General features: G+C 46.4%; 20 protein-coding genes and 1 rRNA gene. 7 read left to right on the plus strand and 14 right to left on the minus strand.

What is annotated here, in order from left to right; genetic code table 11:
* Nucleotides 1-150 precede the first annotated feature (150 nt).
* Complete coding sequence (locus tag RIG66_RS09690) at nt 151-369, plus strand: hypothetical protein (protein WP_446377474.1); 219 nt, start codon at nt 151-153, stop codon at nt 367-369.
* Between the two features lie 13 nt (nt 370-382).
* Nucleotides 383-1,813 carry a GAF domain-containing sensor histidine kinase gene (locus RIG66_RS09695; protein ID WP_446377476.1) on the plus strand — a complete coding sequence of 477 codons (1,431 nt, stop codon included), beginning with the start codon at nt 383-385 and terminating at the stop codon, nt 1,811-1,813.
* Between the two features lie 93 nt (nt 1,814-1,906).
* On the opposite strand, the gene RIG66_RS09700 is transcribed toward RIG66_RS09695, so the two are convergent.
* Both RIG66_RS09700 and RIG66_RS09705 read right to left on the minus strand, forming a co-directional pair.
* Nucleotides 1,907-3,142 (minus strand): S-layer homology domain-containing protein, encoded by a 1,236-nt coding sequence (locus RIG66_RS09700; RefSeq protein ID WP_446377478.1) that lies wholly within the window; start codon nt 3,140-3,142, stop codon nt 1,907-1,909.
* Nucleotides 3,143-3,559: 417 nt separating this feature from the next.
* Nucleotides 3,560-3,982 carry a tellurite resistance TerB family protein gene (locus RIG66_RS09705; RefSeq protein WP_446377480.1) on the minus strand — a complete coding sequence of 141 codons (423 nt, stop codon included), beginning with the start codon at nt 3,980-3,982 and terminating at the stop codon, nt 3,560-3,562.
* Nucleotides 3,983-4,036: 54 nt separating this feature from the next.
* On the opposite strand from RIG66_RS09705, the gene RIG66_RS09710 reads away from it, so the two are divergent.
* Nucleotides 4,037-4,225, plus strand: a complete 189-nt coding sequence (locus tag RIG66_RS09710) for a hypothetical protein (RefSeq protein ID WP_446377482.1) — start codon at nt 4,037-4,039, stop codon at nt 4,223-4,225.
* 73 nt (nt 4,226-4,298) lie between these two features.
* Here the strand turns inward: RIG66_RS09710 and RIG66_RS09715 are convergent, their stop codons facing one another.
* Entirely contained in the window at nt 4,299-5,645 is a 1,347-nt protein-coding gene (locus RIG66_RS09715; protein ID WP_446377484.1) for a 16S rRNA (cytosine(967)-C(5))-methyltransferase, read from the minus strand.
* Between the two features lie 70 nt (nt 5,646-5,715).
* Nucleotides 5,716-7,008: a protein kinase domain-containing protein gene (locus RIG66_RS09720; protein WP_446377486.1), complete on the minus strand. Its 1,293-nt coding sequence runs from the start codon at nt 7,006-7,008 to the stop codon at nt 5,716-5,718.
* Nucleotides 7,009-7,555: 547 nt separating this feature from the next.
* Between RIG66_RS09720 and RIG66_RS09725 the strand changes: the two genes are divergently transcribed.
* The gene (locus tag RIG66_RS09725) at nt 7,556-8,392 is read left to right on the plus strand and encodes a Tab2 family RNA-binding protein (RefSeq protein WP_446377508.1); all 837 of its coding nucleotides are present in this window, start codon (nt 7,556-7,558) and stop codon (nt 8,390-8,392) included.
* Between the two features lie 166 nt (nt 8,393-8,558).
* Here the strand turns inward: RIG66_RS09725 and RIG66_RS09730 are convergent, their stop codons facing one another.
* Complete coding sequence (locus RIG66_RS09730) at nt 8,559-10,280, minus strand: adenylate/guanylate cyclase domain-containing protein (protein ID WP_446377488.1); 1,722 nt, start codon at nt 10,278-10,280, stop codon at nt 8,559-8,561.
* Between the two features lie 469 nt (nt 10,281-10,749).
* Between RIG66_RS09730 and RIG66_RS09735 the strand changes: the two genes are divergently transcribed.
* A complete protein-coding gene (locus tag RIG66_RS09735) occupies nt 10,750-11,448 on the plus strand; it encodes a manganese catalase family protein (RefSeq protein ID WP_446377490.1) in 699 nt (232 codons plus the stop codon).
* 243 nt (nt 11,449-11,691) lie between these two features.
* Here RIG66_RS09735 and RIG66_RS09740 read toward each other — a convergent pair whose 3' ends face one another.
* Together RIG66_RS09740 and RIG66_RS09745 are read right to left on the minus strand one after the other, a co-directional pair.
* Entirely contained in the window at nt 11,692-11,832 is a 141-nt protein-coding gene (locus RIG66_RS09740) for a hypothetical protein (protein ID WP_446377492.1), read from the minus strand.
* A gap of 170 nt (nt 11,833-12,002) precedes the next feature.
* On the minus strand, nt 12,003-12,851 hold the full coding sequence (locus RIG66_RS09745; protein WP_446377494.1) for an alpha/beta fold hydrolase: 849 nt from the start codon (nt 12,849-12,851) through the stop codon (nt 12,003-12,005).
* Between the two features lie 206 nt (nt 12,852-13,057).
* Here RIG66_RS09745 and RIG66_RS09750 point away from each other — a divergent pair, with 206 nt between their 5' ends.
* Nucleotides 13,058-13,474, plus strand: coding sequence for a hypothetical protein (locus RIG66_RS09750; protein WP_446349737.1), 417 nt, complete (start codon nt 13,058-13,060; stop codon nt 13,472-13,474).
* Between the two features lie 201 nt (nt 13,475-13,675).
* On the opposite strand, the gene RIG66_RS09755 is transcribed toward RIG66_RS09750, so the two are convergent.
* The gene (locus RIG66_RS09755; RefSeq protein WP_446377496.1) at nt 13,676-14,248 is read right to left on the minus strand and encodes a redoxin family protein; all 573 of its coding nucleotides are present in this window, start codon (nt 14,246-14,248) and stop codon (nt 13,676-13,678) included.
* Between the two features lie 191 nt (nt 14,249-14,439).
* On the opposite strand from RIG66_RS09755, the gene RIG66_RS09760 reads away from it, so the two are divergent.
* Nucleotides 14,440-14,856 (plus strand): Fur family transcriptional regulator, encoded by a 417-nt coding sequence (locus RIG66_RS09760; RefSeq protein WP_446377510.1) that lies wholly within the window; start codon nt 14,440-14,442, stop codon nt 14,854-14,856.
* Nucleotides 14,857-14,932: 76 nt separating this feature from the next.
* On the opposite strand, the gene RIG66_RS09765 is transcribed toward RIG66_RS09760, so the two are convergent.
* The 6 genes from RIG66_RS09765 to rrf all read right to left on the minus strand — a co-directional run.
* Nucleotides 14,933-15,211 carry a hypothetical protein gene (locus tag RIG66_RS09765; protein ID WP_446377498.1) on the minus strand — a complete coding sequence of 93 codons (279 nt, stop codon included), beginning with the start codon at nt 15,209-15,211 and terminating at the stop codon, nt 14,933-14,935.
* 280 nt (nt 15,212-15,491) lie between these two features.
* A complete protein-coding gene (locus RIG66_RS09770; RefSeq protein ID WP_446377500.1) occupies nt 15,492-15,860 on the minus strand; it encodes a DUF1667 domain-containing protein in 369 nt (122 codons plus the stop codon).
* Nucleotides 15,861-15,883: 23 nt separating this feature from the next.
* The gene (locus tag RIG66_RS09775; protein ID WP_446377502.1) at nt 15,884-16,072 is read right to left on the minus strand and encodes a hypothetical protein; all 189 of its coding nucleotides are present in this window, start codon (nt 16,070-16,072) and stop codon (nt 15,884-15,886) included.
* Nucleotides 16,073-16,090: 18 nt separating this feature from the next.
* Nucleotides 16,091-17,359, minus strand: coding sequence for an NAD(P)/FAD-dependent oxidoreductase (locus tag RIG66_RS09780; protein ID WP_446377504.1), 1,269 nt, complete (start codon nt 17,357-17,359; stop codon nt 16,091-16,093).
* The gene (locus RIG66_RS09785; RefSeq protein WP_446377506.1) at nt 17,356-18,789 is read right to left on the minus strand and encodes an FAD-dependent oxidoreductase; all 1,434 of its coding nucleotides are present in this window, start codon (nt 18,787-18,789) and stop codon (nt 17,356-17,358) included. Before RIG66_RS09785 ends, RIG66_RS09780 begins: the two co-directional genes overlap by 4 nt.
* Before the next feature lie 333 nt (nt 18,790-19,122).
* Nucleotides 19,123-19,238: ribosomal RNA gene (rrf, locus tag RIG66_RS09790) — 5S ribosomal RNA — on the minus strand; the annotation flags it as partial.

The following is a 19,238-nucleotide window of genomic DNA, read 5'->3' on the forward strand; positions in this document are numbered from 1 at the left end:
ACAATCTTTTTCCATAAATACGTCTTGAACTATATAATTCTTCTCTACCTTGTCTACTTTTCTTCTCTACCTTGTCTACTTTCCTTCCTTGTCCTCCAAGTCTAGTCCCCACCCTCAAGTAAAAAACCTACACCTGTCAGGATGGGGGAGATGGGGGAGATGGGGGAGATGGGGAAGATGGGGGAGATGGGGGAGATGAGGGAGATGGGGGAGATGGGGAAGATGGGGGAGATGGGGGAGATGAGGGAGAACAAAGGACGAATGAGTGTCATCCTACACCTTTTGGGTAATAGTCAGTCGTGTCAATTGTTCGACATTATAGAAAAGGAACCTCTATTGGGTTCTGTCGTAAAAGCCCTCTGGTGGTGATCACGCAATTCTCATGTTCATTCCTGCTAGTTCAGAATTTGTCGCCTTGTGTCAATCACAGGTTGGAATCCTTACTCAAAGTCTAGGCGCGGCGTTGAGTGCGGTCTATTTAACAACGGATAAACTCGACGAGGCAGCGCAACCTAAGCTGATTCCGGTAGTAGTCTATCCAGAAGCGGCGATATGGGAAGAGGAGGAGACGGAGTTAACATTGCCCGATCGCATGAGTTCAGTGGATACGATTCCCCGCCTTGCTGAAGCTGTACCTCGCCTTTTACCTCAACCTGCTGACGATCACCATCTTCCCGATTCCACCTCACTCTCTCAGGACAACTCTCCCTTATCTCAAGGACGGCAAATGGTTTTGCCTCTAATCCACGAAGAAGTAGTTATGGGATTATTAGTCACAAGTCGCGATGATCGACCGTGGAATGAAAAAGAACAGACAGCGATTGAACGCATCGCTGGAACATTGACACTTGCCTACTTAATGGATCGGCGTCGGGCTTGGTTTGAGCAGGAATGGACTCAGCAACGCCGTCTACAAGCACAGCAACGGGATCGGCTGGATGATATCCTGCATCAATTTCGCAATCCTTTAACCGCATTGCGAACCTTTGGCAAACTGCTACTCAATCGACTGCAACCCGATGATAAAAATCATAACGTTGCAGCTAGTATTGTGCGAGAGAGCGATCGCTTGAAGGAATTGTTACAAGATTTTGATGAATGCTTAGATCAGGATGCACCAACAAGTGAACCCCTAACCTTACCCGCATCAGCTAGCGCCGCAACTTGTCCACTCCCCGAATCAGACGAAACTGGGACAATTGTTTCTTCGGTTAACTCAGAACCAGAGACAGACGCACCAGCCATTCCGTTGCTTCCGGGTAAAACCCTAATTGTCGAGTCATTCACCGTCGCCGACGTATTAGAACCCCTGCTCATTTCCGCCCAAGCAATCGCGGGGGAACGGGATTTAGAATTACGCTACTCGATTCCCCAAGACTTACCCCCTGTGCAGGCAAACGCTAGGGCGTTACGAGAGGTTTTAAATAATTTAATTGACAATGCCTTAAAATACACGCCCGCTGGGGGGCAAATTGATGTGGAAGCAGGTGTGGGTCAACCCACAGATGAGACGAGAACAATGGTGGGAATTGCAATTACTGACACCGGAGTTGGAATTCCGCCCCAAGACATCGAGCATTTATTTGAGCGGCGTTATCGAGGAATACAAGCCAACACAGGGATTCCGGGGAGTGGTTTAGGGTTAGCGATCGCCAAAACACTGATTGAACAAATGCAGGGTCAAATCGAGGTCTTTAGTCCGGCGCAGTCCCCGTGGACTCAATCTCAGTCAGACCCAGCAATTCGCCGTTCTGGGGGGAAGTCAACCCAGGGAACAACGTTTGTCGTTTGGTTGCCAATTTATGAATCATGAAGAAAAAAAACACCGAAAACACCTATACCTATTTGTTTGCCACACATCGTTAACCTGTAGAGACGTAGCATGCTACGTCTCTACACAATGACGCTAGTTGGTGCTGATAACTAAGTCCTCATCAAGTTTGAGATCTAAATCGGTATCCGGTTCAATCACAATCAGATCCACACTGTTGCGACCGAGGAAGCGTTGGATTAAGCTCAATGCTACACCAGACCCCGTACCAATCAACAGTTCTTCCGTCGCGATCGCCCGATCTCCCGTTACCGCTGAAATCGCTGCCGCCGCCGCTGTACCGAGTGCTGCATTCTTGACCAAATTTCCGACATTACTACCTTGAGTGACTGTTTCCGTCGTGGTGATTACTCCAGACGCAGCATCAATAGTCATTTGCTGACCATTCATCACCAGTTTCTCTGCGACAAATTGAGCGCCACCATTCGTAGAACGCAACTCACCGACAATCTCACTACCTGCTGGAATCAATACAGTGCCATCAGAGGTGGTGATATTCGCATCGACAGTTAACGTTAAGGGTAATTGTTCGTCTTCTTCAGCAACCAGAATTTTCTCTCGGATATATTTAACTGGAATAGTTGTACCCGCAGGAATCGTGACCGTAAACTCTGGATTAGCAATGTACTGAGAACTGACGATTTGTGCTTCTCCTTCACTCACTAACGCTTGGTAAATAAACGCCGCAACTTCAGCACGACTAGCATTCCGCTGGGGATTTAACGATTTAGCGTTAGGATAATTCACCACCAAGCGTTCTTCCGTGGCAGCGGCTATTGGCGTCCGCGCCCAACTGGAAATGCTAGAACCATCATTGTAGTAATTTAAAACACTGGTTGAACTGGCTGAATAATCCAAACCATTTGCCAATGAAACTAAGACTTGTTCACGAGGAATATTTTGTTCAGGTCTAAAAACATTCCCTGGATATCCCGTTAAAAATCCTGTTTTATAAGCATCTTGGATGGCAGAATACGCCCAGTATCTTGAAGGGACATCAACAAAAGTTGTTGACCCGCGTTGCTCGGCTTTATTAAAGGCTTGATTTGCCTTACGCATCATCGCCGCAAACTGGGCGCGAGTTACGGGAGCATCCGGTCGGAATGTACCATCCGGAAACCCAGCAATAATATCCCGTTGGGCTAATTCGGTAATAAAGTCTTCCGCCCAGTAGGTAGAAGAAACATCTGAGAAACGTGTGCTTTGGGCAAGCGCTGATGCACCTGTAACGAAGGGAGCGATCGCACCAGCCGTTAATCCAAAGGCTAAAAATGCAGCGGTTCCAGATTGCCAGGGATGAAAGTTAGACATTAAAGGCGTTCTCCAACACGAATCGTTCTGTTTGTTAATTTACTAGACCGTTTAGAATTCCAGATGTTCCTAAAATTTTCCTACCCATTCATTAGATAAAGTTTAGCAAGAAAATGTTTTGCGCGTCACTGCTTTATAGGAACATTTTCAGTGTGAATGACGATCCGTCCGGACAATTAGTTTCCAAAAAATAAAAAATCCTCTACTGACTTTTAGAGTAAAGGATAAAAGCTAAAGAAGCTGGGAAAGCCGATCTTTAGGGGCGGTTTTTACCCATAACGTTTTAGCCCTGTCGGTAAAATTTGACTAAACCTGTCCGGATAACATTTTGTGACACATCGATAACTGGACTAAACCTGCCCTTGTGGGAGAAAAAATTAACTGAGAACTCAAATGACCAACCCCCATCCCACATTACTAAGATTGCTGGTCAATCCAGCGGTGGTAAAGTTTTTGAATGGCTTTAAGCACGTTATTATGAGTGGACTTGGGAGAAGTTTGGGCAGGATCGAGAAGCTGTAAGCGGGTGAGAAGTTTAGCTTCCTCAGTATCTACATCGCCATCGCTGTAAATTAAGGCACTAATCGCTTCAATCAAGCCCTGATAATCCTCTTGGCTAGGATGATCGCCCAAATACTCTTGCACCCATCTATAACACTCGTCACTGGACACCGATTTGAGTTCGTTCAACAGGGGTCGAATTTCTGGGTCTTCAGCCACATTGGATTGCTGGGCGACTTGGTGCAGATACTGCCGTTCCTCTGGCTGAATTCGACCATCGAGCCAAGCCGCACCAATCAGAATCTTTACAAGCTGTTTGACATGAGAGTCTGTAACCATGACGTTTTTCTACAAAGAACTTCTGCTATATCTATATCAGAACTGTCCCCAAAAATGCGCTTAGACGTTCTAATCTTTACCAATGAGCAGGCTTGGTTAAGAGAAGTTGGGGGAGGTGGGGAAGCTGGGGAAGCTGGGAGAGCTGGGGAAGCTGGGGAAGCTGAGGGAGCTGAGGGAGATGAGGGAGATTGTGTAGGGGCGGGTTTCACTACTATCTTTTTGGTTACACCCAGATGTAACTAAACCCGCCCCGACTTCACGTAATGACCAATGATCAATGACAAATGACAAATGACAAATGACGAATGACGAATGACTAACCCCCCAAATACTTCAATCTCACCATAAAAAAGCCATCCATCTGATGCTGATGGGGTAAGACTTTCAGCCAGCCTTGAGGCGTAGAAAAAGCGGAGAGTGTCGGCGGGGGTGCATCGATACGCCAGTGGGGATGACGTTCTAGAAAGGCTTGAATCACGGCTTCATTTTCTTGGGGATGCAAAGTGCAGGTGGCGTAAACGAGAACGCCTCCAGGTTTAACCCAGGTGGCTGTCTGAGTTAATAGTTCACTTTGCAGTACAGAAAGTTCCTGAACTCTGGCTGGAGTACAACGCCAACGGATATCGGGGCGACGGTGTAATGTACCTAAACCAGAACAGGGGGCGTCGAGTAAAACAGCATCAGCTTTTTGGGTAAATTGGGGAAAATCACGGCTATCGCCTGGGCAGATTTGAATGGATTGTAATTGTAACCGTTGAGTATTAGCTTTGACTTTTTTTAGGCGAGATGCGGCTTTGTCACATGCCCAGATTGTACCGCGATCGCGCATGAGTTCGGCAAGATGTGTGGTTTTCCCGCCCGGTGCAGCACAGGCGTCAATGATGACATCATTGGGTTGAGGATTGAGTAAATGACTCACCAGTTGGGCGCTACTATCTTGAATTGTCCACCATCCCTCGTTGAATCCAGGCAGCGTTTGTATTGAACCTGTACTTCCTTGGAAGCGTAAAGCTTGGGGAAGGTGAGGAAGGCGCTGAACCTGAATACCTGCGGCTTGCATCACTGTTTCTACTGTATCGATAGAAGCGTTCAGGGGATTGATCCGCAGGTCAAGGGTTGGCGGTTGGTTGAACCATTGGCAAAGGGCTTCGGTTTCCTCGATTCCCAATTGATTTAACCACAGTTCGATCATCCAGTCGGGAAAACTATAGAGAATACCCAGGCGCTGAATCGGGTGGGAGGGTAACTGCAAGGGATCATCTAATTGGGGATTGGCTTTCAGACGGGCATACTGTCGCAGCACCCCATTAACCACCCCGGCTAATCCTTTTAATTGATTGGCTTTAGCTAGTTCCACGCTGGTATTAACGGCGGCTGATGGGGGAATGCGTTGCAGATAGCGCAATTGGTATAAGCCCAGATGCAGAATGAAGCGCAAGTCTGGGGGCTGCTGGTGGGCTTTTTTCTTCCCCAGTTGGTTAATTAAGGCATCCAGGGTGCGAGTGTGTCTGGTAGTACCATAGACTAAATCGGTTAACAGAGCGCGATCGGCACGATTAAGCGTAGTATGACGAAGCACTCGATCCAACGCAATATCTGTAAACGCACCTAATTTGTGAATATCTCGTAGGGCGAGGAATGCAAGTTGGCGAGAGTTTGTCATGGATGACTCAAAAAACCTTTACATCAACAAAGTCCAATCAGAGGCGCTAACTTGCATTGTTCTCACCGACTTACAAATCTTGGCGTGACAACAAAGACATGACAGACTCCTGCTGGCGCAGGGCAAAACGATCAGCAACTATCAGCGCGGGCAATTCGCCAATGGGTGCGTCTGGGCTGAACTGGAGACGATTATAGGTTACCCAATTGCCTTTTACTCGCCATCCCACGCGATCGCCAAAACTACACCAGGCTTGCCAATGACTTTTCTGCTTATCTAGAATACTCTGCCAGATTTGCTTTTGTACGGTTAAACCGAAGCGATCGCGACTGTATTCTCTCCACATCTTATCAATCCGATGTAATTCCTGAGCGGGAAACGTCTCAATATCCGCCACCCTCAACCAGCCGTCTCGCCTTGATACTTTCAGCATGAGTTTAGCCGTTTCTTGATCCGCCGCTTGCCAGTGTTGAGCCGCCAGTAGAGTCCGCAATCGCTGATAATCTTCCGGCGAAAGTCCCGATGTTACGGTACTACTGCCCAACATCACCAACCATTCTGCCACGGATTGGGGACGGGCTTCCGGTTGGAGTGCCATTCCTTTGAGGATAGCTTGATTGACGCGATCGCTAATTTTAGGATTAAGCTGTTGAGGGGATTCTAATTCTAAACGGTATGCTCGCATCGGTGCAGGTAAGGGAATTTCACCCGTTAGCAAGGCATACAATGTCGCGGCTAAAGCATAAACATCAGTATAAGCACCTCGTTTGGATCGCCAATCATACTGTTCAATCGGGGCAAATCCTTCCGATAACGACTGGGTATGGGTTTGGGTAATATTGGGGCTAAATTCACGGGCAATGCCAAAATCGATCAGAACGGCTTCATATCCAGCAATTCCGGGTACAGTTTCCACAGGACGCCGCATAATATTGAGAGGTTTGATATCTCGGTGCAGTAAGCCTTGATTGTGAATCAGCGTCAGCGCCTCGCCAATCTGCTGGATGTAGCCTAAAGCTTCGGATTCTGACAAAACACCGTGATGCCAAACCCGATGGGCTAAGGTTTCCCCTTGAATATATTCCATGACGATACACCACTGTTCATCCTCTTTAATTACTTCATCGACGCGCACGATATGAGGATGGCGGAATTTGGCTAAGCGTAAGGCTTCATTGATGAAATCCTGCTGATATTTGGTGGCGTTGTATTGGGGTTGCAGGTAGTCGTTGAGGGTTTTAATCACTAAGGGATTCCCTTGTTTGTCTTTGACGAGGTAGGTAATGCCAAAGCCACCTTGTCCGAGGATTTTTGCGATCGCGTATTTGCCCTGTTGTAATTTCTGTCCGGGTTGCCACATCATCGTCTACAATTCCAAGACCTTGATTGAGATCTATATTAGTACATCTGTTCTGCATTGGGAAGAGATGGTGCGATCGCATTTGAAAAAAGCCACAATTTTTAGAAGTTAGCTTGACCGAACAAGATTCTGTACGGTTTTCCTCCCTTGTCCTCTTGTCCCCCTTGCCGTCCTTGTCTTGCCCCAACCGCACAGTAAAAAACCTACACCTGTCAGCCCCCCTCATTCCCCCCTGCGAGGAGGGATGACAGAGGATGCTTCGCTTTTGTTTCATGGGAGAAGGGGAACCGGACTCTCTTGCTCCCCTCTTGCTCCCCTCTCCCAAGCTTGGGAGAGGGGCTGGGGGTGAGGGCTGGCGTGGGTGAGGGGTTTAGCTTAAGTTGACACCAATGCTCCCCACCCTTGCTATCAGAAGATAAGCTAGACTTTTTTCTTAGACCAGAATTACAGGGAAAAGGAAAATGGTCAGCAATCGGATAAAAGAAAACAGCACTGTACTAAGTTTTGTAAACAAGCCTTAAACCCTTACAAATGACGAATGACTTTATCAATGAACGTTTGGCAAGCGGATTTTTATCGGCGTCCTCTGCGAGATGAAACTGGACAAGTCTTATGGGAATTATTAATTTGTGACACCACAGGCAATGTTATCTATCAATCATTCTGTCCTCAGCCAGATGTAACCCGTGATTGGTTGGTATCGCAGGTAAAAATCGCGGCGACTAAGACAGGATTACCGGATGCAATTCACGTCTTTCGCCCCCAGTCGTTCAATTTATTCCAGGAGGTGGGACAACAATTAGAGATTAAGGTAGAAGCCACACGACGCACGCCCGCCCTAAAGCAACGATTACAGGAAAGAACGTTAGAGTATCAACAGCACGAGAATTACACTGGGGAAGCGTACAACCCCCTTAGCTTAGACAAACCGCCACCTGTACCCTTACCCGAAAATCTCTGGGGCGATCGCTGGCGATTTGCTAGTATTCCCGCAGGGGATATTGAGGAGGGGTTTGCCCAACGCCCGATTCCGATTGTACAGATGCCCAAAGAACTCTTACCTCTCCAATTAGGTTTAGCCTCAACGGTAGCTGTTCCCGGAGTCGTGATTGATGGGGGGCGTCAGTCGATGCCATTAGCGCGTTGGCTGCAAGAGGTGGAACCTGTAACGCTTAATTATATTCCCGGTGCGCCGGATGGGTTAATTTTAGAAGCCGGATTAGTGGAACGCTGGGTAATGGCAACCTTTGAAGATGAAGAAGTAGCGGCGGCGGCGAGGTTGTATGAACAGCGCAAGCAAACGAGTCAGGGATTGCATTTTTTGTTGGTGCAACCGGATGATTCGGGAATAACGTATACCGGATTTTGGTTATTGATGGCTGATTAATTTGGTCATTTGTCTTATGTCATTGGTCATTGGTTATTTATTAGACATCTATAACCTTGATGAAGGGAGAGTTTTGTTGAAAGGTTATCAGTAGATATCACAATTAAATGGCTAAACCCGCCCCTACAGTTGGTTTTCATGCTTCGACTCAACCGAATTCTCCGATTTATTTTGGCTTACGCTCTTTGAGAAAGTATGTCGTCATTTCTCCCTTGCCTTTAACGGAAATTGAACCGCGTTCTTGAAAAACGTATTTATCCTTTAAATGTTCATAGGTGGCATCAGAAACTTGAATATAACCCGGAAGACCATGGGATTCCATACGACTAGCTGTATTAACTGTATCGCCCCACAAATCATAAATAAACTTTTTCAACCCAATCACCCCAGCGACGACTGGACCACTGTGAATGCCAATACGCATCATGAAAGCGTGTCCTTGTTGGGCATTAACCGCATCAATTTCCCCTTGCATATCTAGGGCAAATTCGGCAACGGCTTCAGCGTGATCCTGACGCGGTAAGGGTAAGCCGCCGACAACCATGTAGGAATCGCCAATGGTTTTAATTTTTTCTAAGCCATGAAGTTCTACTAAACGGTCAAATCGCGAGAAAATCTCGTTGAGGAGATTGACCAGTTCGGTGGGCGAGATTTCTCCTGATAGGCGAGTAAAGTCCACAATATCGGAAAAGAGAACCGTGACTTCTTCAAAACTATCGGCAATGGTATCCGAGTCTGTTTGCAGGCGTTTGGCAATAGATTCCGGTAAGATATTCAGGAGGAGATTTTCTGCCTTTTCTCGTTCAGTAACCAGGTTTTTGGTAGAAGACTCTAAGGCGTCTAACATCGAGTTTATTGTTTGTGCCAGGTGGGTTAATTCATCATGTCCCTTGGCGCTAACTCGTAGCGATAGGTCATTACTTGTGCCAACTTCCTGTACATTGGTACTCAGTTTTGCTAGGCGAGACAGTACCATTTTTTCCAATAGGAAAAGAGTACCGACACTAAAAAGAATCCCTAAACCTAAAAGGGATAAAATAAGATAACGTAGACTAAGGCGACCTTGTTGATAGATTTCTCGTGGGATGTCGATTTGAACCAGTAACGCAGGTTGACCATAGATATCGCGGAGGAGGGTATAGCCTGCGATCGCCTCCCGACTTATAATCTGGATTAAGATGGGAGCCTGATTGGGTTGGGACTCCTGTTCAGATAGGCTAGACTGCACAGTCTGCAATTTAGCTGGTAATTGGGTATTATCGAGTCGGTAGACCTTAAGATTGAGTTGGGTGAGTTCCGCTAACGCCTCAATGCGCTGGTCATTCAGGTAACGACCCATAATCAAAGACCCCCGCATTGGACCAGTTTCCTCGTTGGTAAGAATGGGATTTGAGGCAATCATTAACGGTCCTTGAGGTAAGAGAATTAAACCTGTAATGCTACTGCTTGTCTCAGGATGCTGTAGTAGAACATTATCAAAATTCAGTTGTTGGATTAAGGGAGTAGGAATGGGGATTTCTTGCTGCTGAGCTAAGTTAAAATGTTTACCAAAAACCAATTCATCTTGGCGGTTAAAGAATAAAACCAGGTTTAGGTTAATATTCGTTAAATTTGTATCTGATAGATTCTCTTGAATATAATTTCGACTGGTATCTTCAATAAACGCATAAGTATCATCCCACTCACCATAATCAGCCGCTAAAACAGCTAAACTATCTAATTCATCAAATAACGCCTCCTGTACCCGTCGCACATTACGATACGCATGTTGTTCCTCGATTTGCGCGAAACTACGGATTAAAATCAGCGATAGACTGGCGTAGAGGACACCGATTAAACCCGCAAGGGTGAGACCAATCAGGAGTAGGGTTTTCTGGCGCAGGCTCATAAGTTCAGCAGGGGAGTGGCGGACAAGGGATAAGCTGGGGGAAATGTAAGCTGGTCAGTTATTTCTGCCATGCTGCATGAGGGAGTAGTTCTTTCTCCCTACAAAGTAAAGTACAACAATTCAAGGCGATAAAGGAAGAAATTCCGGTAAGGCGTCAGGACTCACTTTATTTCCGCCACGCTGAACCCATTATGGGTAGGTTACTACAGACATCTGATTAAAAGCTTATTTACTGGCTGAAGTATCCACCTAACCCAAGCGATTAATTCGAGTCAGATGGAGGATGTCTATTGCTTAAGGCATATTTTTTTAGGTGTACTGTTGAGTCAATTCAAAACAATCTCTACAGTAGTTTCTATCTTTAGGTTAAGGTGGGATTCAATTTTCTTGATTACCGTGGTATTTAAGCTCAGTTGATTGATAACTGGGTAGGCAGCTTTTGCCTCTATAGCCATACTCAAAAAAAATTATGTTTTTCCACAAAAAGGAAACCATTCAACCCGTTAATATCGAGACAGCACATCCCAAATTTGCCCAACTCTTGTTAGAACAATTCGGTGGTGCTACAGGTGAACTCACCGCTGCTCTACAGTACTGGGTGCAGTCTTTTCACTGTGAAAATCCCTCCATTCGGAATATGCTGCAAGATATCGCGGTTGAGGAATTTAGCCATTTAGAGATGATTGGCAAACTAATTGAATCTCACACCAAAAATGTTGACCAGACTGATGCGTATAAAAGTACACTCTTTGCAGTACGGGGAATGGGTCCTCATTTCTTAGATAGTCAAAGCTCTGCTTGGACGGCTACCTATATTAATGAAGGTGGCGATATTGTCCGTGACTTACGAGCAAATATAGGCGCAGAAGCAGGCGCTCGTCAAACCTACGAATCACTCATTAAACTAGCACCTGATCCGGGGACAAAAGAGACGCTAGTACACTTACTTACCCGCGAAATTTCCCACACTAAGATGTTTATGAATGCGTTAGATTCTCTGGGTAAGCTCACTGATCCCATGTTTGGCAACATTGAACCTGATAGTACCGTTGATCTGTACTATAACTTATCAACCGAGTCAGACGGCAACTCTCAACAAGGCGATAAGCCGTGGAATTCTGCACCCGACTTTAAGTATGTAGCTAACCCCACAGCGAGTCATTCTTAGAGACAATTGAGTCAGGTTTTGAGTAGCTTGACGACGCTACTAAAATAGTGAATATTTAGGTTGGGTTGATGCCAGTAAACCCAACTTAATTTCATGTCTAGCTGAATAATTACACTATTGCAGAGGGTAATGCTATATTGTTTCTATTCCATTCGATTACAGCATCAATTATCTCGAAACGGGTAATGAAACAGTAACAATAGTTTGCTTATCTGGAACGCTTTCAAGCTTGAGCGGAAATAATTATGAAAATCGAGTTTGATAGGCTTGAAAGGTTTGACGCCGTTCACTGGAGGTTTCGGCTAATTCTAATTCAGCATAAAGTAAAAAGTTTTGAATCGACCGAGATAATTGCTGTCCAGACGCTTGAATGTCTTCGATCATCGATCTTTTACAGCGTTTTCAGACTCCATGTGATACACCCAAACAAGAGCAGAACAGAGCTGTCCTAGAGTTACTGTATTACACCGTGTTAGAAAGTGCTTTACTACTCGTAGAAAACTCTAATTTAATTTTTTCTCCCCCAGCTTCCTCAGCTCCCCCAGCTTCTCTCTTTACAACGCTTGACGGCGTAGAAACAGCAGCAGATTATTACTCACCTTCTCAGACCAATGATCTTGGGGATAATGTCCGGCTTCTTCTAGTTCTACCAATTCGACATTCTTAATCATTTTGGCAAATTCTTGAACTTGAACCAAGGGAAGCCACGGATCTTTTATCCCCCAAAGAATCAATGTGGGTTGATTCCAGTTGCGAAACCCGGCTTCGATTTCTGCCATGGATGATTTAAATTGCAGGTTTTTAACCGTCATCAGTAAACTTCGCCCTGCATCAGAACTGCTGAGAAAGGGACGGCGATATACGTCTAAATCTTTATCAGACACGCGATAGCCACTACCGCCTTCTAAGGTGCGATCGACCAACAAGGGATCTTGGGTCAACATATCACCGACCAAGGGTAAGCCTAATTGCTTGATCTTCCACGGTAACTGACTCGCTGATGAGACAGGGGTGTTGAGAATGGCTAACCGTTCAACCTGATCGGGGTAACGCAAAGCGTATTGGAGTCCCACTGAACCCAGAAACCCTTGGACAACCAGATAAAATAGCTCGATTTGCAGATGTTGGATAAATTCTGCTAAGGCTTTAATAAAAGCATCTGGCGTATAGGCAAACTTACGACGGTCTGGTTTAGCAGAGAAACCTGCACCAATCCAGTCTGGCGCGATCGCACGGAATCCTTTTTCGGCTAAATCGGGCATCAGTGCTGACCATGAGTAACTCTGGGAGGGTAAACCATGAAGCAGCAGCACCGGGGGTTGTGTACTGGGATTCACTGGAGTAGCTTCCCGATAAAACCACTGGAGCGACCCGACCTGAATGGACTTTTCCTGAATGGACACTGTTATTTCCTACACCTTGACCGTGCTTTGAGCTTACCGCCCTGTAGACGTTTGAGCAAGTTTTCTTGGTAATTTCCGATCTCCGGGAATTGTCAACAAATCACAACATATCCCCTGTCTGCTAAACAGATAGCGAACAGACTCGCTAATTGTAATAAATAATGAAGCAATCTTGTAAATAAGCGTTAACCATAGGAGATTTAATCATGAATGCTGCGGAACAAGCCAAGGGTTTAGAGGTAACCACCAAAATTGCCGCCATAGTCAACTTGTTTAAGTCCCAGTTTCCCGATGCTAAGGCGGACTTGAAACCCTGGCAAAATGACCCAGATACCCGCAATCTAGTTGATCCCGACTCAATCGATATCGGTTTTCACTTTCCTGGGTGGAGTAGAAAGTTACAAAGTCGCAGCATCTTACTACAAATTCGGTTTTACCAAGATCCTTTAGAACAGTCTCATCGCTTGATCGGTTTAGATGCGGCAGGATTTAATCATCAAGGAGAAGCTTGGCGACTTTCGACGGTTGAGAACTGGCAATGTGTCGGTAATTATCAGCCTGCGCCGGAGGTTAGTGATAAGCTTAAACAGTTCTGCCGACAAGTCTTTGAGTTATTCATCTAATTGAACCGGGTGTCTTCTGTAGGACTTACGCAAAACCTCTATATGTAGGGTGCGTTAGCGTAGCGTAACGCACCATTGCCGCGATATGTGGTGTAGTTGTGTAAGTCCTGTTCTGGTTGAAACAGCAAGAAGACACCCAACACCATTACACACAAACAGTGGGGACGCGACATGTCGTGCCCCCACTGATGGTAGTTCAAATTAACCAACAAATGCCAGACGCGGCTCAGAGACACCTGCGGGTTCTTGTCCCTTCAGGGAAGCGAGCATCGTATCTGCATCAGACACTTCAAAGGGGTCATCTGGGCAGTTGTCGCTATAACCCGATTCTGCAAAGAATTTTTCAATCTTGCCGTCGTTCACCAGCATCGAATAGCGCCAGGAACGCATTCCGAAACCGAGGTTGGACTTATCGACTAGCATTCCCATCTTGCGGGTAAACTCGCCATTACCATCGGGGAGCAATAACACATTCTTTGCCCCTTGCTGTTTACCCCACTGAAACATGACAAACGCATCATTCACCGACAGGCAAATGATTTCATCGATACCCTGCGCCTTGAACTCATCATAGAGTTCTTCATAGCGAGGCAGGTGGTTGGACGAACAGGTGGGTGTAAACGCACCCGGTAAGGAAAATAAAACAACTTTTTTGCCACCAAAGATTTCCTGCGTTGTCCGATCTTGCCAACGGTAGGGATTTGAACCCCCTACAGACTCATCACGCACGCGAGTCTTGAACACAGCGTCGGGTACACGATCAATAACAGCCATATTTACCTCGTTTTACAGACGACTAGATTTTTGTTTGCTTTAGCTATATCTAACTATAACTCAGAATAATTCTGATTTAAGAATGAGTCAATAGTAATAAATACTTATTTTTCAGTCTAACTGCTAGACAAGTATAACTCCTAAAAAAGAGTGTTATAATTAAAGAACTGCTTATGAAAACGGTGAATACCATGCAGCAGCAAGCAGAAAACCTGATTAAAGTCTTGAAATCCAAGGGGTTGAGGGTTACCCCACAGCGATTTTCTGTCTATGCCAATTTGCTGACTCGTTTTGATCACCCAACGGCAGATCAAATTCTCAGCGATCTCAATCACCAAGCGCCAACGTCTTCTCAAGCGACTGTATACAGTGCGCTACAAGCACTGCGGGAAGTGGGATTGGTGCGGGAAGTTTTATTAGAGGAAGGTGTCTGTCGTTACGATGCGAATGTTGATCGCCACCATCATTTTCGTTGTCGCTGTTGCGGTGCGATTAAAGATATTCCTTGGGATACCTTTGAAAGCGTTGACTTAAACCGCCTACCTCCCGGTATGCAAGCTGGAAGCTATGAGGTGACGGTGCATGGAGTCTGCGATCGTTGTCAATGATTTGTCATTTGTCATTTGTCATTTGTCGCGGAGATAGGGGGAAGAGCAAGAACTCCAGGAACCACGCTTGGCTCTCTTAACTTTCTTTAGCCGCTTCTTTGTGTAAGCCAAGTTGCTCGCGAACCGCCTTTAACGATTTTCCCCGCTTTACCTTCGGGCGAACGCTTTGCTCTGGCACATCAGAAGCCGAAAGAACGTTCTTTTTTAAAGCCGCCTGTAAAAGATGTAATTCGTCTTGCAGATCTTCGAGTGATTCTCCGAAAGGCTCGATCGGCTTTTCCGAACAGGCAGCTATCGCACCGTGATCATCATAATATACGGTGCGAATTGTGTAGCCACTATCCTCAAAGAACACCCGATAATCTCAGTGCATCATAGTTCTCCCTCCTTTCCTTGAGCTTGGTCTGTCAACTCAATTTCAAACACGGTGGCTATTTATACTGTAATGTGTTTCCAGTAATCGTCTAGGCTACCATTAACATTTCCAACGAGGAAACAGGGAGATGGGGGAGTTATCGGGTTGACTCAATTTTGCAATTTAACCGGGGCGGGTTTATACCAAGTTGCAGTCAAAGAGGTAATCTGTCATGCTGAACGAAATTCTTCACGACCTTCGAGGACAGAATCAATCTAATTCAAGCGGCTGGCATGTCTCTGGTAGCAACCACATCCGCCCCTGTTTCCAAGGCATTCGCCAAAATCACCTCACCCATTTTCACAGGTGCAGTTAGTTTCACTTGACGCAGCGCTTGGCACAATTCTTGCATTTTTTCTTTAGGAATAGCCATATTGGTTTTCACCGGAAGCCTAGCCCAACGCCCTTGTTCTACCTGTACAGTGGTTGTTACCATACGGCGAGGTTCGGTATGTTCTTGTTTCGCATACTCTTGTCCCCGTTTGCAGTTAAAACCCCGCACTTCGACAATCTTGTTGTCTTCATCTTCAACTTCTAAACGGCAACCTAGGGGACAGCCAATACAAAGGTAATGAGTAATTGTTGTCATAATAAATACCTGGTGATTGGTGATTAGTGATTGGTAAATCCTTCGCCACCCTTGAGGGAACCTGGTTTGTCGGGGCGGGTAATGGAAGTTTCTTTTTGTTCATGATGGTAACGTTGGTAGGAAACCCGCCCTGATTCAATGTTGAGTTCACTCCCCCATCTCCCAGACGCTTCTGTCATCACGTCTGGAACATCGCGCCCCATCTTCTCCATCTGCCGCACCTTACTCCTTTAATCTTCAAAGGGTACAACATCTACCCGCAAGGTATCTCCGTGGAAGTTCTCCAAAAACCGAGGACGTACTTTGAGATTAACCATCTCTGCTGGCAAAACAAAGCGTAGTTTTTTCTCATACACGTCACCTAAACGCAATACGCTTTGTTCCATGGGGCGCTTGACCCGCATATAAACCGTGTGTTCTCGGTCGGTGGAAATAGTATGAGGGACGCAGTAGCGCACATTTTCCCCTGGAACTAGGCGAATATTATCCCCCGGAGGGCGTTGTTCGGTGACGTAAGCCCCAGCATTGCTGCCTGCGAGAAAGGCTTCCTGGCTGACAAAATCCACTAAGTCGTGAATATGGACAACATTACCACAAGCAAAAACTCCATCCATGGAGGTTTCCATCATGCTGTTCACCACTGGACCACTGGTTACAGGGTCAATCTGGAGTTTCAACTGTCGGGATAGTTCGTTTTCTGGAATCAAGCCAATAGACAGCAGCAGGGTATCACAAGGAATATCCCAGCTTTGCTCTAAATTTGGGGTAAAGTTTTCATCAACGGGAGCAACAGTAACCTTTTCCACTCGATCTCTGCCATGGATGTCCGCAACTGTCGTGGAAAGGTGCAGGGGAATGTCGAAGTCGTGCAGACATTGGACAATATTGCGATTGAGTCCATTGGCGTGAGGCATAATTTCAAACACGCCTGCGACTTCTACCCCTTCCAATGTCAACCGTCGCGCCATAATTAAGCCAATATCCCCGGAACCGAGAATCACCGCCCGATGTCCGGGCAGATAACCGATCATGTTGACAAATTTCTGGGCTAACCCAGCGGTCAAGACACCGGAGGCGCGAGTACCGGGAGTGCGAATCGCGCCGCGTGTGCGTTCTCTGGCACCCATTGCCAGTACAGCGGCTTTGGTGGAAAGAACGTGGACGCCTTGGCTACCAGACATGAGTTTGACTTGTTTGTCAGCACTAATATCCAGGATGTAAGCATCGCTGACAATATCTATGTCCGTTTCTAAGACTTGCTCCAAAAAGCGCTGGGCATATTCTGGACCGGTGAGTTCTTCTTTAAAATGCTGGAGTCCAAAACCCGGATGGATACATTGCAAGAGGATACCCCCAGCTTCTTTCTCCCGATCAGCAATCAGGATGCGATCGGCTCCGGCTTGTCTAGCACCTAAGGCGGCTGCCATACCTGCTGGACCACCACCAACAACTACGACATCATACTCTTGTTTTAAGTGGCTAATTGTGTCCGTAATCATTTGGCTACCTCCTCCCGTTCTCGAACAATCCAAGTGTCGCCGCCGCGTTTGGTAATTTGCGATAGCGGCTGGTCTAATTCTTGCGATAGCAGTTCCATACACCGTCCAGTACAGAACCCCCCTTGACAGCGCCCCATCCCGGCGCGGGTACGGAATTTGATGCCGTCGATGGTGCGTGCGCCCCGATGAATGGAATCTAAAATCTCACCCTCGGTAATTAATTCGCAGCGACAGACAATGCGACCATAATGATGATTTTCTTGAGTCAGGGCGATTTGTTCGTCTGTAGACAAGGAAACAAAATGGATGGGTTTGGGAATGGAGGGGACAAAATCATCCTTGGGTTGTAAGGGCAGACCTTCGTCCCTTAATATATCTCCTACCATTTCAGCAATTGCCGGAGCCGCTGTGAGTCCAGGAGACTGGATACCCGCGACGTTAATAAAGCCTTTTTTGTCAGTTGAACCAATTATAAAGTCTTCGGTTTCCGTAACTGCCCGCAACCCGGCAAACTCAGCGATGCAATCCCTAGGACTAATACCGGGAACGACTTGTCTGACCATCTGGAAAACTGTTTGTCCTCCGGCGACACTGGTGGTCAAGTCTTCCTTATCATCGACCATTTCTGCCGTAGGACCAACCATAATCGTGCCATCGTAGGTGGGGATGACGAGAATTCCTTTGGACACGGGAGTGGGACAGGGGAAAATCACCCGCTTGACTAACCCCATCAACCGCTTGTCCAGGATATATTCCTCACCTTTACGAGGGCGAATGGTAAAGGGTTGGACTCCTGCCATCTGAGCGATACGGTCAGCCCACAGTCCCGCCGCATTGATAATAAAGCGAGTCGGAAATTCGCCGCGATTGGTTTTAATGGTCCAAATATCGTCCGTTTGGTCAATGTCCTGGACCAGAGTATCGGTTACCAGTTCCAATCCATTCAGACAGGCATTTTCAATTAGGGCGAAACAGGCTTCGTAGGGATTGATCACCCCTGTGGTTGGGGCATAGAGTCCAGCGATGGCGTCAGGATTAAGGCGGGGTTCTTCTCGCAATAAGCGTTCCTGATCCCACATTTCCAGACCAGGAACGCCTTTTTCTTCACCTTGTTGTTTGAGTTTCTCTAAGGTGGGGAGTTGTTCTTCGGCTAAAGCGACAGTCAGTTCGCCAATGCGCTTGAACCCGAAACCTAGCTCATCACAGATGGTATCCCACATTTGATTCCCCAACCATTCTAGTTTCCCTTTCAAGGTTTTGGGGGAGCCGTGATGACCGCCGTGGATAATCCCACTGTTGGCTTTACTGGTTCCGAATCCGACTTCGCTCTCCTTTTCCAACAAGACAGCACGGATAGGATAGCGCATTAACTCACGCGCGATCGTGCAACCAATTACGCCACCGCCAATGATAGCTACATCGTAAACCATAGTTCTGACCTGTCATAATTTTTGACTTAATTTTTGTTAGGGATTTTGAGAATAATTAAAATGCTAATAGACTATTCCAGTATAAGAAACCAACGTTTTGATATCGAACCTATCTAGGAATTTTTTAGATTTATTTAACTAATGAGGCGTAGTCACTTAACCTTCTACTTCGTTGAGTCGTTCATTTTAGCTATAGCCGTTGTCATTAAGGTAAGGTTAGGACAGATTGAATCGCACCAAACAGCGACATAGCAGTGAAATTTCCATAGCATAGCATAAAACCCTCTTTCCTGTACGGTTTCTGTACGAAAAGAGGGCTTTAAAAAAGAAGAAGTCTGGCATCGAGCTATTTTCCCAGGGGGCAACCCCCAAAGTATCTTCGCCGCAGCAACGTTTCACAGCCGAGTTCGGGATGGGTTCGGAGTGGAGCCATTGCGCCAGAGACACCA

Origin of the sequence: Coleofasciculus sp. E2-BRE-01 (assembly GCF_040221695.1) — a bacterium.
Classification (GTDB): Bacteria; Cyanobacteriota; Cyanobacteriia; order Cyanobacteriales; family Coleofasciculaceae; genus Coleofasciculus.